Raw genomic sequence first — 19,365 nt, forward strand, 5'->3', positions numbered from 1 at the left:
CCTCCGACGGTCAGAGCTGCCCCCGCTCGATCAGGTCCCTCATCGCGTCCTCGGCGCGGCGGAGCACGATCCGCCCGTCTCCGTCACTGAACGCGATGAGGGCGGCCTCCGGCGCGATGCCCGCCTCCGCTAGCAGGCTCATGGGGAGTTCGATCCGGCCCTGGCTGTCGATCCGGAGTTCAGATGGTTCCCTAAGCATGGGGAGAGTGTGGCACCCTCCCCACGCCCAGATCTGCCGACGGCGGGACAACGAGCATGGCAACGGGAGACGACACGGCGGGCACCGGTTGGGTCAGCACCGAGAAGAGCGGTCACCTGCGCGGGCGGCGCGTACGTGACACCGCTCCGGAGGTCGCTCTCCGACGCGCCGTGCACCGGCTCGGGCTGAGGTTCCGACTTCAGCGCCGGGTGGCTGCCCGCTGCAGAGCGGACTTCGTCCTGCCCAGGTACCGCGTCGCCGTCTTCGTCGACGGGTGCTTCTGGCACGGCTGCCCTGTACACGGGCCTGCGGACTTCCGAGGCCCGAACGCCCCGCTGTGGAGGGACAAGATCGAGACGAACAGAGCGCGGGACCGCCGCAACACGAAGGCGGCCGAGTCAGAGGACTGGACCGTGGTCCGCGTTTGGGAGTGCGAGATCCGCACCGATGTCGAGCAGGCCGCGCTCAGGGTGTACACAGCTTGCACCGAGCAGCCCTCCTGATCGCCTCTTCCAGCGTGCTCCCCCTACGCCGATGTCTGCTTCCTATCTCCGCGCTTCTTGACCTCTGATTCCCCGTTGCCCTTTGTGGTCATTGAGACGTCTGAGGTGTCGGACTTCCGCTTGCAGTGTTTACTCAGCGGGCATTCGGAGCAGATCGGTTCACGCGCGCTGCAGACGGTGTTGCTGATGAGACGCAACGCAGCCATGCGGAGCGGTGCGTCCTCGCCCCCGGCGCCCACGAGCCTCACCAGGTTGACCCGGCCGTCACTGAGTCTGTTCGTACGGTCTGCGTCGCTGTCGTTCAGGCGTGCGGCAACCCGTAGCGCCCCCTGGCCCACCCAGAGGAGGTCCTCGCCCACCAGCAGGCGATAGAGCGACGCTTCGGCCGGCTTGAGGGCGAGGCGCTTGGGAATCTCAAGACGTCTGTTCTCCTGCCAGGCGGCTACATCGTCGACGAGGGGAGCAAGCCGTTCCAGTCGTGTCCTGACCTTCTCGGAGGGGGCTGCTTCCAAGAGATTCTGGAAGGCTTTGGACGTGAGGGTCTTGCGCCATCTCACGTCCTTCAGGATCTCGTCCAGTTGGGCTGCCGACGGTTTGGCGCCGGAGAGAAGCGCAATCACGGCTGCCGAGAGCTGTGACATCTGCTCGCCGGGGAGGTGGCACCAGTCGTCGCCGTTCCGCCTCTCCCGTGCCCAGGCCGCCAGCTCCTCCCTGACCTGTCGCCAATGCGGCTGTAGTCCTCCGAGCTGTGCCTGTACGCCTTCCACGGGTGCGAGTGCTTCGGCTGCCGCCTTGCCCAGCAGTGGTGGTACCGCGTTCCCGATCTGCCGGAAGGCGTCGCTACGGGTGCCGGCGAACCGGAACCAGTCCGGGAAGGTCTGTACCCGGGCCGCCTCACGCACAGTGAGTGTTCGGGGCTCGTCCGGGTGGATGTACCAGTAGCCGTCCTTGGCGATATGCGCAGTGATGGAACGGCTGCGCTCGCTCCAGGCCAGCTTCTTGTACTTGTCCGTGAAGTTCTCGGCACTGTAGCGACGGAACTCCTCCGGAAGGTCCGAGTACAGGGTCTTGGAGTCCATGTGCTCGGAGAAGATCTTCCAGTCGTCCTCTCGGACCCGGCGCGTCATGTGGTCCCAGACGAGCCCCTCTGGGGCGTCCTCACGCATCATCTCCACGAAGGCGGAGGGCGTCTCTGGCATGCGGTAAGGCATCTCTCGTTCGCCGACGCGCTTCTTGGGCTGCGGATCGAGGCTGGGAAGGTCGCCAATCGCCTCACGGAGGTTGGTGAAGCCGTCCTGCTTCGGCTGCCAGTCGAAGCGCTCGACATCGTTCCTCGCGAGCAGGATCAGGCGCTTCCGGTGCTGCGGAACACCGTAGTGCCAGGCGTCGACAAGGCGGACCTGCGTGGCGTACCCAAGATCCTCCAAGTGCTGCTCGATCGTGCGCACCACGAAGAAATCGTCTCCAAGCCCCATGTCTGGCACGTTCTCCATGAGGATGGCCCGGGGCCTGACACGCGTGACAACGTCCACGTAGGCGCGCCACAGTTCCTTGCGAAGATCCTCCGGGTCCCGCTTGTGGTTCGTCACAAGATCCCGGATCTTGCTGCGTCCGGCGCGGCTGAAGGGCTGGCAGGGAGGCCCGCCTGCGATCAGGTCGATGTCAGCAGTCTTCAGGAGCTCAACCAAGCGGTCACGCTCGTCAGGGTTACCGAGGTCCATGTGGAGACTCATGCCGGGAAAGTTCGCCGCATGGGTCTCCAGAGCGCGCTCGTCGAAGTCGACGGCCGCCGCGACCGTCCAACCCGCCTGCTTCACGCCGTAGCTCAGACCACCGGCTCCGGAGAAAAGGTCGACGGCGAGCCGCTTGCCCTTACCGTGGGTCTTCAGCCATTTCCGGAAGTCCTCCGGAGAGCAGCTCTCCGCGTGCCGTTCGAGCGGAAGGTAGTCGCTCCGCTCCAGCGGTACGCCGTACTTCCCCTTCTCCACAGCACAACCTCCAAAACGCACGAGACGAACGAGCACCAGGAGATCACGGACACGCTCGCGGAAGCAACAATTCCGACGAGGTCGAGCCTCCCGAACACCCGGCATCCACCTGGCTCGATCCGCCAGCGGGCTTCATGATCGGTAAGGTTCGCCCACTGTGTCTTCGAGATGATGTTTCTGGCACACCCTTGAAATGATCGATCGTACGGGATGCCACTGACAGCTCGATCAGGGGCCTCGCGTACAACCATCCCGTTCCACCCGTTACGCCCCAACGGATCCGCCCGCCAGAAGGCACGCCCGAGTGATTCATTTCCCTGGTTGGCGCCGCTCTAGAGCGGTTTTCAGCCACTGCTGAGCAAGGATGTCCTCAGCCGCACGGCTACGCACGGGCCGTCATCCGCAACGTCGATAGAATCTGCCTCCGTCCCGCCGCACTGAGGGCTGGACCGGAACGGACCGAAAGTGGGGCCCAGTTGGATACGGAGGGCACGGAAGCGTATCTCCGGCCGCGCGCGCGGTTGATGAGCACCTTGGGCGAGGAACTGATCAGCAACGAGCGTGTGGCGCTCACCGAACTGGTGAAGAACTCCTACGACGCTGATGCCAGCCTTGTACTGATCCGCTTCAACCCACCGCTCGAGGAGGGTCAAGGCTCGATCGAAGTGTGGGACGACGGGCACGGTATGTCCCCGGACACGGTGCGCGGTACCTGGATGGAGATCGCCACTCCGCACAGGCACCGGAACCACCGCAGCGAGTCGGGCGGGCGGCGTGTGCTCGGAGCCAAGGGCATCGGTCGGTTCGCAGCCGCCCGCTTGGCCCATGTCACCACCATCACGACGCGACGTGTCAACGAGCCAGAGGTCACCCTTCGGATCAACTGGGGCAACTTCACGCAGGGTGACGCCTACCTGGACGAGGTTCCGGTCACCTGGTCCACAGCCTCGCCGTCCGTCTTCGCCGTGGGCGGCGAGGCGGAGCGGAACTTCGCCGAGGTCGTCAGGGGGTTCCAGACAGCTTCGGCCGGCGCGTCGGTTGGTCACGGAACCGTAGCCCGACTCGAGAAGCTACGGATGCCCTGGGGGCCCGACGCCGTCGAGGCCCTCAAGCGCTCCCTGTCACGGCTCCTGCCCCCGCCGCCTCCCGCTGAGTTGTCGGTGCCGGACCAGCCGGAGTTCGCCATCTACGTAGACACCCCTGACGGTCCGCTCCGCCACCACGCCGGCTTCGTGGCCGCCAGCGAGACACTGGCCCACCCGCTCTACCGGCTCGTCGGCACTGTGGACGCCGTCGGGAACGCGCACCTGGCCATCTACGCCAGCGGGGACGAGCCCGTAGAGGTCGTCGAGGAGAACCTCCGGAAGGACTCGGACAGGCCGTCCTGTGGACCACTGAAGCTGGACTTCCGCGTATGGGACCTGGAGAAGTCGGCGCTGGAGCCGCTCTTCCACATCGACACCGGGTCGAAGAACCTCACCGAGGTGCGGAAGCTCATCCGGGACAACAGTGGTGTGGCCCTGTACCGGGACGGGTTCCGTGTCCAGCCGTTCGGCGAACCGGGCTACGACTGGCTCGGGTTCGACCAGCGACGTGTCAACAACCCGACGATGCGACTGTCCAACAACCAGGTTGCCGGATTCGTCTACATCTCGGCGGACGAGAACCCGGGCCTCCAGGACCGGTCGCACCGGGAAGGGCTGATCGACAGTCCGGAGTACGAGGAACTGAAGACGGTCATACTGCAGGCGATTTCGAAACTCGAGATCCAGCGCTACAAGTTGCGCCGCCCGGAACCGACCGTGCAGACAACCAGCCAACTCCTGGTTGGCCCTCCCCGACGCGGAGGTCACGGAGTCTTCCGGAGTTTCAACCTGGATCCGCTTCGGCAGGTCGCCACCGAACGGTATCCGAATGATGTCGTCCTGGGGCGCGCCATTGAGGAAGCCACGGCGACGATCAACGAAGGTGTGCGCAAGGTCCAAGAGATCATCTCTCAGTTCTCCCGGCTCGCGACGCTGGGTACCCTCGTCGACGTCGTGCTCCACGACGGCCGGACCGCGCTGGCACGCATCGCATTCGACCTCCGTCGACTAAGAAAGATCACAGGGAAGGTCGAGACCCACGACACGGCCCTGTCCGACGCGCTCGGAGAGCTACACACGGACTTCACCGCGCAGGAAAGGGCTCTTGATCGGCTCTTCACCCGTATCGAGCCCCTTAGCGGTCGGCAGCGTGGGCGTCCCCGCAAACTCTCACTTCACCAGAGCATCTCCGAAGCTTTCTCCGTACTGGAGTCCGAGATCGCCAAGCACGGTGTGATCGTGACAATCACCGGGGAGGACGTGACGGTCACCGCCGAGCCGGGTGACATCAGGACACTCGTGCTGAATCTCGTGAACAACGCGGTGTACTGGCTGTCAACGATGCCCAGCGGGACAGAACGCGAGATCCTGATCGAGACCGAGCGCGCCCAAGAGGGCGAAGCCGAGGTGGTGGACATCACGGTCAGCGACAGCGGGCCCGGGGTGCGCGACGAGATCAAGGACCTGATCTTCGACACCTACTTCAGTGACAAGCCGGACGGTATCGGTCTCGGCCTCAGCATCGCAGGCAGTGTCGTGAAGGACTTCTACGACGGTGACCTGTGGCTTGTAAGCCCCGGCGCCCTCTCCGGCGCGAGTTTCCGGGCACGACTGCGAAGGAGAGTTGGGTGACGACGCCGGACGTTGCGTACCGCGTACTCATCGTCGATGACGACGCCAAGATGACCGAGGACCTCCAGGAACTCCTCACTGACGAGCTCACGGACCTGGGGGGCATCGAGTTCGAGGTCGAGCAGGACTTCGCCAGCGCGGAGGAGCGACTGAACCACGAGGACTTCGACTTGGTCATCCTCGATGTCCGGGATGCCGCTGACGGCAGCCCGTCTGCGGACATAGAAGGACGCGGACGTGAGCTCTACAAGAAGATCGCCAGCGTCAGGTGGGTACCGGTGGTCTTCTTCACCGGCGTCCCTCAGCAGGTGCGTGCCTTGGAGGAGCCTCCTCTCATCCGTGTGGTGACGAAGAACGCTTTGGACGACATCGCCCCTGCGGTCCGAGAGGGGCTGCTTTCAGGCGTGCCGGCGTTGACACGTCGCATCTCCGGTCTGGTCGAGCGCCAGGTCCGCGATTTCATGCGCGACGTCGTTGCACCGCACTGGAACGAGATGGCGGCCGCCGACCCGAACGAGATCGCTCCCGTCATCGTCAACCGCCTCGCGGCCTGGCTCAGGGAGAACGGCCTCCGCGAGCTGGATCGCGTCGTGGACGGCGACCTCGTCGCAATAACAGGGCGGTCCGCGGCAGCACGTGTCTATCTGATGCCTCCTGTGACCCACCACCTCACGGCGACCGACCTCCTCGTCGATTTTCAAGGTGGTTGGTGGCTGGTCATCACCCCAGCGTGCGACCTCTACGAGGACCATCCGGACGCGAAGGTTGAGAAGCCTCGCAAGGCGAAGGTCCAATACGTACATCTGGCCAAGGCGGACCGTGTGTTCACCGACGACGGGGACGGCTCTGAGTCTCCGCCCATCACTGCCTGGCTGTCGAGCGCCAAGAGCAACAAGGATAAGGCCCCCGCTCAGCGAGCCTTCAGGGTCGATGACAACCGCTATCGTGCACTCCCTCGCTATCTCGACGTCCCGGACCTGGTGATCGACTTCGAGAACGTCAGATCGGTATCGCTTGATGAGGCACGAGGTTGGAAGAGGGTCGCCACGCTGGACAGCCCCTTTTCTGAATCAATGCTGATTGCGTACAGCCGATCCGTCGGCCGCATCGGGACGCCGGACCTCAGTTTCGACGACGTACAGGTGCGGCTCGGGCTCGCGAAGCCGAAATCCGAGCCTGTTCCCATTCAACCGTCCTCCAGCCCGCCGAACGGCGCGGTGCTCAACCCCTGAGTTCCGCACCGTTTGGCCCTTAGGGCCCTGAACCGTCATCTCAGAGGTGCTGTGAGGATGGGATCGGGATTCACTCTGCCATCCACTGGCGCGCCGTCCACGGCACCCGCACAAGCTCGGCTGCGCCGTCCCAGTGGCGATGTTCTGAAGCCTTAGGTGGCCGACGCGCGTCGGCTCCTCTGAACGTGAGGAGGAGTTCCTGGGGGTTCCCACTCCTGCGTGGGCGATCACCGGGTTGCTCTTCTGTGACGACGTCAACTGCGCCCCGTAGATGGTTGGTTGATGGAACCCAGGTAGCGGGCGAGAGGGAGCTGGGCTAGACCGAGCGCCCCGTCGCGACTGGCTTGGATATGTCGCCAGCTCCCGTCCGCTGTCAGTGCCGTGAGACATGATTGGAGGCATGATTCCTTCGGTCGGTTAGGAGCCTCCGTGATCCCAGTTGTGGACATAGAGATTGACCCCACGTTTCCCGCCAACGTGGCACTCGGTCTACCCCCCGAGGACGAGATCGATGAAGAGGGGTACGGTTTCTTTCGGGGCGTCTGGGACATCGGCGACGTGAGCCACGAGGAAGCCGTCACCATGGTCAAAGAGGAACGGCGCCTTGCCAGCCTGGTTGACCTTGCCGCGTCAACTCACGCTGACTTCGAGGCAATCGCCAGAGCCTTGGAGGCCAACGACCCGGACTGTCTGCCAGCAGGTTTTGCCGCCGAGCATCCCGAGAGCGAGATAGTCGAACTCGTTGGGGGCGGCTATGACGCCGAACCGCTTCTCGGCTCCTTGGAGCTTGGCGTGGCGGGTCTCTCGTACGCCCTCACATCCGTTGGTTGCTTCACTGCAGCAAGCTGCCGGAGTCACCTGTCCCATCACTCATGGTCTGAACGTCCCATCGTCTACTTCGCAGCGGAGCGCCCGACCGCCCACTGGCTGACACCGTTGGTTCGCGACACCGGGTGCGGATTCGGGGATGGCAGCGGCCACGGACGGTTGTTGTTCGTGGAAGCGCCGTCGATCGCGAACTTCATGGACTTGGCCGACCGGATAGTCGGTCAGGTGGAGCGACAGTCACCTCGTAGGTGAGTAGCTGTTGTTGTACCGGACCTGAGCTTGTTGTTTTGATCTCCGCGTACGAGCCTCGTTCGGAACGCGGAGGTCAAGAAACAAGCTAAGCCCCCCAACAAGCTCCAAGTCTTCGTCTGTGGGTGGAGGTATGCGGGAGGGGGTCTGACCTGCGGTGGGGCGGAGGCCGGTGAGCCCATTGAACGCGCCCGGACGCCCACGAACGAGACCACCGATCCGTGGGTTCTGCCTGGTTAACGGGCTCTTAGGGCCTCGGAGAAGGCTGCGATGATCGTTTCCCGTTGAATGGTGGTGCTGTGTACCCGTGCCACACGGTCGAGCGGGCAGCGTTCCCTGACTACTGTGCTGTTTCCGGCGCCGATCCGTGTTCCAGGTAGGCGGTTATGCCGTGGGCGCGGGCCTGGATCCCGGCGGTGATCCGGCGTACGAGGCGGGGGATAGTGAGCTCTGGCAGTTGCTCGGCGTGGTGGAAGTCGTAGCTGCGGAGCTCGTCGGCTTGCAGCGCGATCTGCTGGCGTTGGTCCGCGCTGAGACGGCCGCCGTCGAAGAGGTAAAGGACCTTGTCTCCCTCTCCTGGATTCGGTGCCCAGTCCACGACGAGCAGGCGGCCGATGTGTGGCTTGATACCCAGCTCTTCGTGGACTTCGCGTACGCAGGCTTGTCGGGGAGACTCCCCATGCTCGACGTATCCGCCGGGGATGTCGCGGTAGTCCTTGTACGAGGGTTCGACGAGCAGGACTCGGTCGGCGTCGTCGAAGAAGAGTGCGCCGGCTGCCATGCGCGGGTGGGCCATCTTCGCTTCGTGCTCGTTCTCACTCACGGGACGGACTCTAACCGCCGACGATGCCGAGCCTGCGTGCCAGGTCTGCCACCGGCTGGGACGGGCGGCCTCGGGTACCTCGGATCCAGCCGATGACCAGTTCCCGGCTCAGGTAGTGATGGCGCACCTGCTCGGGGGCAGCCTGCTCGGCGTCCAGCAGGGTGGCCAGGGCTTCGTCGGTCCGGTTCCAGGCGCTGAGTGCTCGGGCGACTTCCAGGTTGTGCCTCACGCGGCGTTCCACCGGCAAGCCGCTGGTGTCGATGCGTTGTCCGAGGTCCGCCGCTATCTGGATGTCTCCGAGCTCTCCGGCGGTGGCGACGCAGTGGATGGCCACGTTCGTCGGGCCGAAGGCCGTCCACAGGTGGTTGGCATCGGTGCCCAGCCGCTGTGCGGCTTCGTCGGCTTCTCGAAGGAAGGTCTGCGTCGTCGCCCGGTCCTCCGCTCGGGCGGCTGCCATGGCGCCGGCGAGGAAGAGGGTGCCGTAGACCGAGAGGTATTCGTCGTTCGCGGTGTCCAGGCCGGGCTGCATCACCGCCGCCGCATCGTTCACCAGCTGGACCGCCGGGGTGAAGCGCCCGGTGGCCAGCAGGCAGTGTGTGACCGCCCGGAAGAGCGAGCCCGTCACCGCGCTCTGGCCGCTGTGCTGCGCGGCCGCCAGGCCGCGGTCGGCGGCGATCCATGCCAGCTCCGACTCCCCGACCTTGCCCAACACCATGGCCGCGCCTTGGTAGGTCAGGGCGAGTAGGGCATGTGCCTCCTCCCTATTACGCCCCGAGTACCCGCGGGATGCGGCGAGGGCATCGGCCAGTACGAGGGGAAGGCGTCGCGTGGCGAAGCCGTAGCGAGACGCCTGATAGGCGTCGAGGATCTCCTTCACGTTGGCCCGAAGGTCCTTCAGGGCGGGCGGTTCGTCATCGGGCGGAGGTACGAGCAGCGGCGTGAGCTGCTTGTAGTCCATGAGGGCTTCGCGCAGGGCGGGGACCGTGCGGCGGCCGCTGTCGTTCGACCACTCCATGAGGGTTGGTTCGGCGAGCAGGTCTCCGAGGGAGACGTCGAGGGCCTCGGCGAGTGAGGTGATCACCGAGAGCCGGTCGAGCTCGATCCGATTGTTCTCCGCTTTGCTCAGCCAGTCCGTGGTCCGCCCGACAAGGCCGGCCAGGACTTCTTGGGAGAGGCCGCGTCGGCGCCGGTACCAGGCGACGCGCTCGCCGATGGTCAGGTTCTCTGTCATCCCTCGCATGTCCTGAGCATCACCTCGTGGCCGGAATCGACCCCGGAATGATTTTCCGGGGTGCTGCGGGGTGCCGTACCTACTGTCGCAGTAGATCGAAAAGGCCGCCGGGCAATGTGGTCAACTCCCTTCGCTTCGGCTGGCTTTGGTGATCGGTCTTGCTTCTCACATGGGAGCAGGCACGGCTCGCTGATACGGACTGGGGGTGTGGAGGGTGCGCAGCACGAATTCGGCGGAGCCGTGGACCGAGCAGGGTTTCGGCCCGTTCGGCCCGGCAGCTCTCAAGCCGTACTCCAGAACGCGGTTCGCCACGGACGGCAGTGCTTTGTTGAAGATCTACGTGGGCATCGACCCCGAAGGCCGGCGCCAGCGCGAGGTCGCGACGGTCGAGCGCGCTGCCCCGTTGGGTATCGCGGTCCCAGCCGTCCTGGCCACGGGAAACGATGAGGCAGGGTCTTGGACGGCATTCCGGGTGGTGGATGGGACGCCGTGCTCGGTAAGCACGCACTCAGCGATTGAGGAGTACATCGGTCATGTCGTGGCTGTGAGTCGCAGGCTGCACCGGCCTGTTGCCGACGCCACTCCCGGATCTGGCTGGGAAGCTCGACGAGCCGGTGTCGTTTCCTCGCACCAGTTCCTGCTCGATCAGTTCTCTCCTCGCTGCCGGTCGCTGCCTTGGTGGTCGGTGCTGGGGGAGGCCCTCCAACCGATCGATTCCCATCCGGTCGTTCACCTGCATGGTGACCTCAAGCCCGAGCACCTACTCGTCGACGGCGGGCGCCTGCATGTCGTCGACTGGGAGGCGAGCGCCTGCGGACCGGCTGTACTCGACTACACCGACGTGGTCTTCCACCTCGTACGCGACCTGCTGTACGGGAGCATGCCGCCCGCACGCGTCCCGGTCGATCTCCTGATCCGGTTGCCGTTCAGCGGGCCGGTCCTGGCCTGGCGCCTGCTCCTCTGGCTCGATCGCCGTCGGACGCAGGACATCGACCTCATCACCGCCCACGACGTCTATCGACTCGCTGCCGAGGAACAGGTGGCCTCCGCGTACCGGTCACTCGCTCAGACGGTCGCGCTCCTCCGCGCTGCCGACGTCCCTCGCTGAATCGTCCGCTCCACCGTTCGTCCAGGCGTGCTGACGCCTGCGCTCATCCCCTTCTACCCACCCCCGAACGGGAGTTCGTGATGCCTCGTACGAGCACGACCATCGACAACAGCCACATCGTTATCGACACCGGCATGGCCCAGCCGGACGCGACGACCATCGTGGAACGCAAGGGCCTCGGCCATCCGGACACCCTGGCCGACCATCTCGCCGAGCGGTTGTCCCGCGCCTACAGCCGCTACACCGTTCAGCACTTCGGCGCCGTACTGCACCACAACTTCGACAAGCTCGCCCTCCTCGGTGGAGCCAGCGAGGTGCGGTACGGCGCCGGTCGGATGACATCGCCGGTGCGGGTCCTGGTCAATGGGAGGGCCGCGCCGTTGTGCGGCGGCGAGCGGATACCGGTCGAGGACATAGTGGAGGCCGAGGTTCGGGCGTTCTTCGCCGAGCGACTGCCCGAGGTCTCGGCCCACCTCGACATCGTCTTCAACATCACCAGCAATTCGAGCCCGGGTGCTGTACTCACCGGCGACGGGGTGCCCGACCGCACCCGCTGGTTCAACCCGCGCTCCGTCGAAGATCTCCGCGAGCGGCGGGTACGGCTCTCCAACGACACGTCCCTCGGCACTGGCTGGGCGCCGGAGAACCCCTTCGAGTCGTTCGTACGGGAACTGGTGGACTACTTCTCCGGGAAGAGCGAGTTCACGCTCGCCCACGCCTGGTGCGGCTCGGACGTCAAACTCATGGGCTACTGGGACGGAGCCCAGGCCGACATCGTGTTGTGCGTCCCCCAGAAGTCGCGTCACGTCGCCAGCCGGGCGGAGTACGTCCGCAACGCGGAGACCGTCCTCGCCGAGTGCCACCGCCTCGCTGGCCTCCGGCTGCCTGGAGCGGAGGCGCGCTTCCGGCTGAATGCTCGCGACGTTCCGGAGAAGGACGAGCTGTACCTCACCTACACCGGCAGTTCGATCGAGTCTGGTGACGAAGGCGTTGTGGGGCGAGGAAACCGGGTCAACGGGCTGATCACACCGTTGCGGCCGATGAACCTTGAGGGCGCCAACGGCAAGAACCCCGTCTACCACGTCGGCAAGCTGTACAACGTCGCCGCGCAGCGACTCGCCACCCGGCTCCACGAGGCGACCGAGGGGCACGCCGAGGTTCACCTGGTGAGCACGACCGGGCAGCGACTCGATCAGCCCTGGCGTGTCCTCGTCCGCCTGTCCTCTCCCGACGTCGAGGTGGACAAGGTACAGGCCCTGGTCACCGAGGCGCTCGGCGAGTTCCCGGCCCTGACGGACGAGCTGGTTTCCGACGGGATCGTGCTGAGCTGATGGTGATGCGGACGCTCGGAGAGGTTCCCGCAGGGTGCCGACAGCGGCTACTCGCGCACTACGGGCCGGAAGCCCAGGCGTGGCTGGACGCAGCACCGGCCCTGCTGGAACAGGCCGCCGAATGCTGGCAGTTGTCCCTCGGCGACTATCACGACGCCGGACACGCCTCGGTGATCGCGACAGCGACCGCCCTCGACGGGCGTCCGCTACTCCTCAAGGCATGGACCGACCCCACCCGGTATCGCCACGAAGTGAGTGCACTGCGGCTGTGGGCCGGCGGACCGACGGCGGACGTCATCGAGGCCGCTGACGACCTGGCGGTGGCCGCCCTGGAGCTGGTGGGAGGGCGCCCTGGTGGCGCCGAGCGGCCAGAGCGCGAGGTTCAGCTGGTGGCGGCTGCCCTTCAGGGGCTGCACACCCTCGGCCAGCGCCGAAGGCGACCGAACAGCTTCCCGCTGCTCACCGACCACCTCGGCACGGAGATGCTGCCGCGGATCCGGCGACGGATGGAGACGCTCGACCTCGACACATGGCGTCTGCTCGTCGACGCCGCGCTCCCGGCGCTCTCCGGACTGCAGGAAGACGCAGGCAGGACAACTGTCTTGCACGCGGACCTGTATCGGGAGAACGTGCCATTCGACTGGCTGGGCCACCCGCGCCTGCTCGATCCGCTGCCCATGCTGGGCGACGCGGCATTCGACTGGGCCTTCTGGACCGTCTACTACGACCTTGGACACGGGACCGACGGGCGGCTGGCCGCTGCCGCCCGGATCTCGCGGATCCCCATTCCCGTACTCGCGCCGTGGTGCAGAGCGCTGGCCCTCGACGGACTCCTCTACTACCTGGAGGCCGGGGACCCGAGAGCACCGCAGATGGCGGGAGTGCTCGCCGGCCTTTCCGCGTCGACCCCGAGGAGGGGCTCGTGACCACCTACGTCCTCCGCCACGGTCAGACGAACTACAGCAAGCGGTACCTCGTCAACGGCGACCCGTCCCAACCCATCCACCTGACCGAGGAGGGTCGGCAATCACTGGGCCTGGGCTGGTCCACCCTCCCCCTCCACACCGTGCGGACGTGGCTGACCAGCGAATTCCCGCGTGCCCAGCAGACAGCTTCTCTGCTGATGGGCGTGCCGGCGGCGGAACTGGTCATCGACCCTCGCCTGAATGAACTCGACTACGGAGAGTTCGAGGGCCGCCCGTTCCTGGAGTACGCGGTCTGGCTTGACGGCCAGGGTCCGAACGAGCGGCCTGCGGGTGGCACCGAGTCCCAGCGCGCCGGAATCCGGAGGATGCTCACCGGATTGCTCGCCACCCTGGAGCGACCCGGACCCCGCGTTCTCGTAGGCCACGGCCTTTTGGCCTCCGTGCTCCTCTGGCATCAGAACCGATCTCCGAAGGAGGCCATGCCGCTCTTCTTCCCGGAGGCGCCGTACGTCGAGCCGATCGCCATACCTGACGACGAGCTGGCGGACTGGATCACGGCGCTGATGAGTGATCTCGACAGGGACGTTCCCGGAGGCCGTGCTGACCGCGGTGGCGCGGACATATTCCGGATCGGTGAGGGCTCGGCGGTTGCTACGGTCGATTCCGTATCCCACCAGCCGGATCAAAAGGATCTTCCTCATGCATGATGCCCGCGCCCTAATCGAAATGGGTGCCGAAGCGGTTCGTCGGCTCGCTCGTCGCGGTTACTCTCTGGACCTGTCCGAGCTGGAGTCCCTCCAGTCTCGGCGCAACCAGAACATCCGCTCGGCCGACGAGTTGCGGGCTGAGTCCAAGCGGGTGGCGAGTGAGGTCCAGCAGACGGCCAAGCAGGGCGGCGACATCTCCAAGCTGAAGGAGCGCGCCCGCGAGCTGAAGGACCAGATCCGGGACATCGAGGCCGGGCAGGTGCAGGTCGAGGAGCAGCTCCGCGAGCTCCTCCTCAGCATCCCGAATCTGCCGGACGACGCGGCCCCGGACGGCGACTCTGAGGACTTCGCGGTCGAGATCCGGCGGGTCGGCACTCCGCCGGCCTTCCCGTTCGAGCCGAAGGACCACGTCGACCTCGGTGAAGCCATCGGCATCCTCGACTTCGCTCGGGCGACGAAGCTGTCCGGCCCGCGCTTTGCGGTCTCGCGCGGCGCCGGAGCGGCGCTGGAGCGTGCCCTGGCCACGCTCTTCCTCGACCTGCACACCCGTCGGCACGGATACGTCGAGCACGCGGTCCCGTACCTGGTCACCCGCAAGACGATGACCGGCACGGGGCAGCTGCCGAAGTTCGAGGAGGACCTGTTCAAGACCGGCGTTGCCGACCGCGAGCTGTTCCTGATCCCGACGGCCGAGGTGCCGCTGACCAACCTCTACGCTGACGAGATCATCCCGCCGGCTGAGCTGCCGCTGGCGCTCACCGCCCACACGCCGTGCTTCCGGTCCGAAGCCGGGTCGTACGGCCGCGACACCAGGGGCCTGATTCGTCAGCACCAGTTCGCCAAGGTGGAGATCGTCCAGATGGTTGACCCCGCGGACGCGGACACCACGCTGGAGACGATGGTCGGCCACGCCGAGGCGTGCCTGAAGGAACTCGGCCTCGCCTACCGCGTCGTCAAGCTGGCAGCTGGTGACACGGGCTTCTCCGCTCAGCTCACGTACGACATCGAGGTCTGGATCCCGAGCCAGAACACGTACCGAGAGATCTCCTCGGTCTCCAACTTCGGCACCTTCCAGGCCCGCCGGGCGAACATCCGGACCCGCGGTGAGGGCGGCAAGCCCAAGCTCGTCGCCACCCTCAACGGCTCGGGCCTCCCTGTCGGCCGCACCCTGGCCGCTCTCCTTGAGCAGTGCCAGCAGCAGGACGGCTCCATCGTCCTGCCCGAATCACTCGTCCCGTACCTCGGCTTCCGCCGGATCTCGGCGGACGGAACACCGGAGGCATAACGTGCTCGTCGGCGTCTGCGACTTCCCTGGTAGCTACGCCTTTCCACCCGCCGGCTACGGCGGGATCGAACGATGGCTGTGGGCGGTCGCCGTAGGCGCCCGAGCCGCAGGCGCCGACGTACACCTTCTTGGGCCGGGCTGGCTCACGGACCTGGAGAACGACTGGGTTCGTCGGCCGGTCCGCCTGGAGGACATCACCGCTGGATCGCTCGCCGAGCGTGGGCTTCGCGACACGGGATACGACCTCCTGGTCGTGGGGCACGAATATCCGTCCCTGCCGGCCTGGACGCGCACATGGAGCGAGCTGGGCTGCGACGTCGCCACCTTCCAGCACTCGCCCGTCTTCCAGCACGCCGACGCGGCCTTCGACGGCAAGCGGTCACGGCTCTACTGCTATTCGCCCGAGATGACCGAGCGCTACGCCGGCCACCGGCCGATACCCGAACTCGCTGTTCACTTGGGCCTCCACGAGGAGGAACCTCCGGCCACCGCCGGTACCGACCTCGTCTGGCTCGGCCGGATCGACGACGACAAGGCCCCGCACATCGCGGCGCGGGCGGCACAGATTCTTGGCCGCCGGATCCGAATCGTCGGCCCGGTCTTCGACAAGGAATATGTGCGCCGCCACGAGGACCTCCTCGGCGCCGAACACGTGGAGTGGGTCGGGGAACTCGGTGGCACCGCCAAGACGGCCGCGATCGCCGAGGCGTCTGTCTTCGTCTATACGTACGCCCGTGCGTACGTGGAGGCCGGTGCCGCTGTCTTCGGTGAATCTCTTCGCGCCGGCACCCCCATGGCGGCTCTGACCTGGCGGGAAGGGACATGCGCCCAGGCGGCCCTGTGCAACGAGACCGGTGGGGTCGCCGTCGCTGACCCGCTGGAGGACGACGAGACGGCGGCGCGAAGGCTCGCCGAGTCGATTCAGCAGGCGGAAGACCTCGACCACCGCCGGGTCCAGGCGATCGGGATGCAGCGCTTCGACCCGGTCCGCCACTTCCAGGCGATGGCGACGCGATCGTGCTGACCCGCGCGAACCGCGTGCTCGGGGACGACCTGGCCCAGCAGATACCCGGCGTACTGCGTGCTGCGTTAGGCCCCCACTGGGAGTTCACGGTCGACGGCCGTCACATCCAGATCCTCCACCCGAACCGCGGTACCCCCTACAGGCCAGCGCGCAGACCACCCTCATGGAGGGAGCTGCTCGACTCCCTGGAGACTGGCTTCGCGCAAGTTGGGTGCCCACGCGATGCCTGCCTTCCCCTCCGCTGGGGGCGGGAGACCGAACTGACCATCTCCGCGGTCCAGGCCCTTGACCCACTTCTCAAAGAAGGCCAACTCCGCACGCACCGAAGAGGGTTCCTTCCTCAGCCAGTCGTCCGCTTCACAGGCCAGCGCGACGCCACCGCCCACTTGAAGGACGGCTTCCTGACCTCCTTTGTCAACGTATCGAGGGTCCAACCCATAGGCGGCCTGGACGAGTACGGCGCCATCCTCGATGGCTGGCTGACAGTTCTTTCCCAACTCGGTTTCCACGCACGGCACCTGAGCATCAACGGCGACCTGTCCTCGTGGCGCCGGCGTCAGGTGGAGGGGATCACGCTGCGCTTCCGCCATCTGGACCGCACCCTCGGCGACATCGTCCTCCTGTGGAACACCGAACACCCAGGCCGGATAGCCGTAGACCTCGGCAGCGGACTGGAACGCCTGGCATGGGCTCGCACCCAGGAGCGCTGGCACCAACTGATCTACGGCAGCTTCGCCGGGACTGCGCCGCCGACCACGCTGGATGCCATCCGAACGGCCACGCTCCTCCTCGGACACGGGATCACCCCAACTGCCCGAGGCGCGGGAGGAATCACCCGGCGTGTCATCGGCGCCATCGACCGAGATGCCGCACGTCTTGGCGTCGGGGCTCTGGTCCGGGACATGTACGGCTACTGGTCGCTCGTGGGCGCGCTGCGGGCGCCGTGGCCTGAGATCGCCCGTGCAATGGAGGAAGAGATGCGCCTCTAGGGCACCCTGCGTCGGTTCGCGTCTCCTGTCATCCAAGCGAGGCATATGACAGCGAACTCGGCCGTCGTCGAGAGAGCGCGACTGTGATCAGGCCGCCTGTGCCAGGTCGTCGGCTCTGCGGCGCGCGGCGGCCCGGCCTGCGGCCGCTTGCGCCCAGGAACGGGCAGCAGCCCAGAACGCGGAACGGTTCCACCAAGCACCGCCGTTGACGATCGGCACCGTGGTGGTCTCCCGTATCGCCCGTTGAAGCAGGTTGCGCTCCCACTGCCGGGCTGCCGCTGCATCCGCGGTCGGAGCCCACCACACCACGGCGTCACGGGCGACCATCACACGGCTGAACGACTCCCAGTGGTCCGCCATATATGCCTCGTCTGCCCCGGCTTCGACCGCCTCGTGGCCCTCGCGCACCCAGCGCAGCTCCTGCGCGCCGAGCCGACTGCGCAGGCCGTTCTTCCCCGACGCCTTCCCGATGTATAGCACCTGGTGGGTCAGCCGCGACGACCATACGTACACGCCTGGCCCCCCAGGGCAGCTGCGCACGGGCATCCGGGTCGAGCGGGTCGGAACATGACCACTCAAGCTCACCGGTGGTGACAGTGACGACGTCCTTGATCGCGTGCAGTGCCAGGACGTGCAGGGGTATCGGCATGCTTCGGGAGGCTACCCGGCGCCAGCGACATCGCCGTCCGGCACCCGCGAGCGATCCGCAAAGTCCCTGCCGACGTCGTCATGGTCTCCGGCCACCACTGGCTTCAGATGGGCAGATCGGCCTCCCGTTGACCATCCAACCCAGGTGACCCGAGATCAGCGCATTGCACACGACTGACTTTGCTGTCGAGGGACAGTTGCCCCCTGTCACCCATTCGGGCGTCTGACAGCGAACCCAGCCGCTTCGGCTGTGTATGACAGTGAACCTAGTCGTGCAGCGTGAGCACTCGTGGGGCGCGACGAACAAGACCAGGCCCAACCGTTCGGCACGAAGGACAACATCGGTGACTGAGACCAATTGGCAGCTGGTCGCGGATGCGCTTGGCCATCTGTACGCCGGACCGACCGCAGAGCAGCATGCCATTGCCGACGAATTGAAGTTTCCCCTGGCGCCGGGCACACCCACCCCAGTCGCTGCCGCCCTGCTCCGCGCTCACCTTGCAAAACCGCTGCGCCTGCGAGAGCACCCGCCGATCGACGAGCCGGAGTACGACTACCTCGCCCGCGTAGCAACTGAGACGAACCTGCACGTCCCAGTCCTCGAAGAGATAGGCAGCCGGGATCTTCTGGACGCGTGGCTCGAAGTCGCCTGGGCACGGCGAACGGTCCACCACCTCGAACGCTTACGTCCCGAGGTGGGTGATATCGCGATCACCGTGAGGAGAAGAAAGCCCGAGGAGGACCGGTACGGGCAGATCAGCTCGATCAGCCTCAGCGGCCAGCTGAACTTCCGCGGTGGTCTCGGCAGAAGAGCGTGGCCCCACACCGTCAAGCGCGTCGCGAAGGTCAGCGACGCCGACCATGGCGAACTTCTCACCAGGGCTCGTGAGGAGGTCGCCGCCGAGGACCAGCACCCTGAGCGTGTCACCAAACGAGAGCTCGCGCTGCTCGACAACTGGAAGGTCCCACGTCGCTCCTCGCTGGCGGACTGTCGAGCTCTCCAAGAGGCCCTGGACAGCGCCACCGAGGAACGGCCGATGCAGGTTGTTCTGGAGAACCACCCAGCACTCCTTGCCAACATGATCACGGGCAACCACGGGGTATGGGTCCGACCGCAGGTTCGTCTGGGCGACCAGCACGTCTCGGACTTCCTCATCGCCAGTGAGACCTCGGCAGGGATGCGCTGGCACCTCGTCGAACTCGAATGCCCCACAGCGCGGATCACCAACGCTGGAAACCGACGCGAATCTCCCACACTGCGCCATGCCATCGAACAGATCCAGGACTGGCGAGAGTGGCTGAAGACCAATCTCCTGGCCGCCCGGGAAAAGCTCCCAGGCATCACCATGGACGCACGCGGACTCATCATTATGGGACGGGAGGACGGGACGGACAGAGCCCGCGAGATCCGGGATCGCCGGTCCGCCAATGACCGGATCGAGGTCCGGACGTATGACTGGCTCCTACGCGCCGCCCGTCGCGCCGACTCTATGGCCCGGGGTCTGCTCGACGAGGAAACCGGAGACTTCGACCTGGACTGGTGACGTCGCCGCGGACACCCTCGGGACCTTCCATCA

General features: G+C 66.1%; 17 protein-coding genes. 12 read left to right on the forward strand and 5 right to left on the reverse strand.

The window, feature by feature from the left end:
- Positions 1 to 10: 10 nt before the first annotated feature.
- On the reverse strand, positions 11 to 199 hold the full coding sequence (locus ACZ5VD_RS15450; protein ID WP_145809442.1) for a division/cell wall cluster transcriptional repressor MraZ: 189 nt from the start codon (positions 197 to 199) through the stop codon (positions 11 to 13).
- A 56-nt stretch (positions 200 to 255) separates the two neighbouring features.
- Between ACZ5VD_RS15450 and ACZ5VD_RS15455 the strand changes: the two genes are divergently transcribed.
- A complete protein-coding gene (locus ACZ5VD_RS15455) occupies positions 256 to 702 on the forward strand; it encodes a very short patch repair endonuclease (RefSeq protein ID WP_468682461.1) in 447 nt (148 codons plus the stop codon).
- A gap of 23 nt (positions 703 to 725) precedes the next feature.
- Here ACZ5VD_RS15455 and dcm read toward each other — a convergent pair whose 3' ends face one another.
- A complete protein-coding gene (dcm, locus tag ACZ5VD_RS15460; RefSeq protein WP_468682462.1) occupies positions 726 to 2,690 on the reverse strand; it encodes a DNA (cytosine-5-)-methyltransferase in 1,965 nt (654 codons plus the stop codon).
- Positions 2,691 to 3,214: 524 nt separating this feature from the next.
- Here dcm and ACZ5VD_RS15465 point away from each other — a divergent pair.
- The 3 genes from ACZ5VD_RS15465 to ACZ5VD_RS15475 all read left to right on the forward strand — a co-directional run bounded on the left by ACZ5VD_RS15465 (position 3,215) and on the right by ACZ5VD_RS15475 (position 7,719).
- Positions 3,215 to 5,407 carry an ATP-binding protein gene (locus ACZ5VD_RS15465; protein WP_397857189.1) on the forward strand — a complete coding sequence of 731 codons (2,193 nt, stop codon included), beginning with the start codon at positions 3,215 to 3,217 and terminating at the stop codon, positions 5,405 to 5,407.
- On the forward strand, positions 5,404 to 6,639 hold the full coding sequence (locus ACZ5VD_RS15470) for a hypothetical protein (protein ID WP_468682463.1): 1,236 nt from the start codon (positions 5,404 to 5,406) through the stop codon (positions 6,637 to 6,639). Before ACZ5VD_RS15465 ends, ACZ5VD_RS15470 begins: the two co-directional genes overlap by 4 nt.
- A gap of 429 nt (positions 6,640 to 7,068) precedes the next feature.
- On the forward strand, positions 7,069 to 7,719 hold the full coding sequence (locus ACZ5VD_RS15475; protein ID WP_468682464.1) for a hypothetical protein: 651 nt from the start codon (positions 7,069 to 7,071) through the stop codon (positions 7,717 to 7,719).
- Positions 7,720 to 8,056: 337 nt separating this feature from the next.
- Here ACZ5VD_RS15475 and ACZ5VD_RS15480 read toward each other — a convergent pair whose 3' ends face one another.
- Both ACZ5VD_RS15480 and ACZ5VD_RS15485 read right to left on the reverse strand, forming a co-directional pair.
- Positions 8,057 to 8,539, reverse strand: coding sequence for an NUDIX domain-containing protein (locus ACZ5VD_RS15480; RefSeq protein ID WP_407565969.1), 483 nt, complete (start codon positions 8,537 to 8,539; stop codon positions 8,057 to 8,059).
- A 10-nt stretch (positions 8,540 to 8,549) separates the two neighbouring features.
- Positions 8,550 to 9,770, reverse strand: coding sequence for a helix-turn-helix domain-containing protein (locus ACZ5VD_RS15485; protein ID WP_468682465.1), 1,221 nt, complete (start codon positions 9,768 to 9,770; stop codon positions 8,550 to 8,552).
- Between the two features lie 214 nt (positions 9,771 to 9,984).
- Here ACZ5VD_RS15485 and ACZ5VD_RS15490 point away from each other — a divergent pair, with 214 nt between their 5' ends.
- The 7 genes from ACZ5VD_RS15490 (at position 9,985) to ACZ5VD_RS15520 (ending at position 17,140) form a co-directional block, all read left to right on the forward strand.
- A complete protein-coding gene (locus tag ACZ5VD_RS15490; protein WP_468682466.1) occupies positions 9,985 to 10,878 on the forward strand; it encodes an aminoglycoside phosphotransferase family protein in 894 nt (297 codons plus the stop codon).
- Positions 10,879 to 10,958: 80 nt separating this feature from the next.
- Complete coding sequence (locus tag ACZ5VD_RS15495) at positions 10,959 to 12,209, forward strand: methionine adenosyltransferase (RefSeq protein ID WP_468682467.1); 1,251 nt, start codon at positions 10,959 to 10,961, stop codon at positions 12,207 to 12,209.
- A 5-nt stretch (positions 12,210 to 12,214) separates the two neighbouring features.
- A complete protein-coding gene (locus tag ACZ5VD_RS15500; RefSeq protein WP_468682468.1) occupies positions 12,215 to 13,135 on the forward strand; it encodes an aminoglycoside phosphotransferase family protein in 921 nt (306 codons plus the stop codon).
- A complete protein-coding gene (locus ACZ5VD_RS15505; protein ID WP_468682469.1) occupies positions 13,132 to 13,842 on the forward strand; it encodes a histidine phosphatase family protein in 711 nt (236 codons plus the stop codon). The genes ACZ5VD_RS15500 and ACZ5VD_RS15505 overlap by 4 nt, the downstream gene beginning before the upstream one ends.
- Positions 13,835 to 15,127, forward strand: a complete 1,293-nt coding sequence (gene serS / locus ACZ5VD_RS15510) for a serine--tRNA ligase (protein ID WP_468682470.1) — start codon at positions 13,835 to 13,837, stop codon at positions 15,125 to 15,127. The genes ACZ5VD_RS15505 and serS overlap by 8 nt, the downstream gene beginning before the upstream one ends.
- A gap of 1 nt (position 15,128) precedes the next feature.
- Positions 15,129 to 16,151, forward strand: coding sequence for a glycosyltransferase family protein (locus ACZ5VD_RS15515; RefSeq protein ID WP_468682471.1), 1,023 nt, complete (start codon positions 15,129 to 15,131; stop codon positions 16,149 to 16,151).
- Between the two features lie 386 nt (positions 16,152 to 16,537).
- Positions 16,538 to 17,140: a hypothetical protein gene (locus ACZ5VD_RS15520; protein ID WP_468682472.1), complete on the forward strand. Its 603-nt coding sequence runs from the start codon at positions 16,538 to 16,540 to the stop codon at positions 17,138 to 17,140.
- A gap of 87 nt (positions 17,141 to 17,227) precedes the next feature.
- Here the strand turns inward: ACZ5VD_RS15520 and ACZ5VD_RS15525 are convergent, their stop codons facing one another.
- Positions 17,228 to 17,653: a hypothetical protein gene (locus tag ACZ5VD_RS15525; protein WP_468682473.1), complete on the reverse strand. Its 426-nt coding sequence runs from the start codon at positions 17,651 to 17,653 to the stop codon at positions 17,228 to 17,230.
- A gap of 479 nt (positions 17,654 to 18,132) precedes the next feature.
- Between ACZ5VD_RS15525 and ACZ5VD_RS15530 the strand changes: the two genes are divergently transcribed.
- Positions 18,133 to 19,332, forward strand: a complete 1,200-nt coding sequence (locus ACZ5VD_RS15530) for a Shedu anti-phage system protein SduA domain-containing protein (protein ID WP_468682474.1) — start codon at positions 18,133 to 18,135, stop codon at positions 19,330 to 19,332.
- Positions 19,333 to 19,365 lie beyond the last annotated feature (33 nt).

This window comes from Streptomyces sp. NPDC032822, assembly GCF_055578825.1.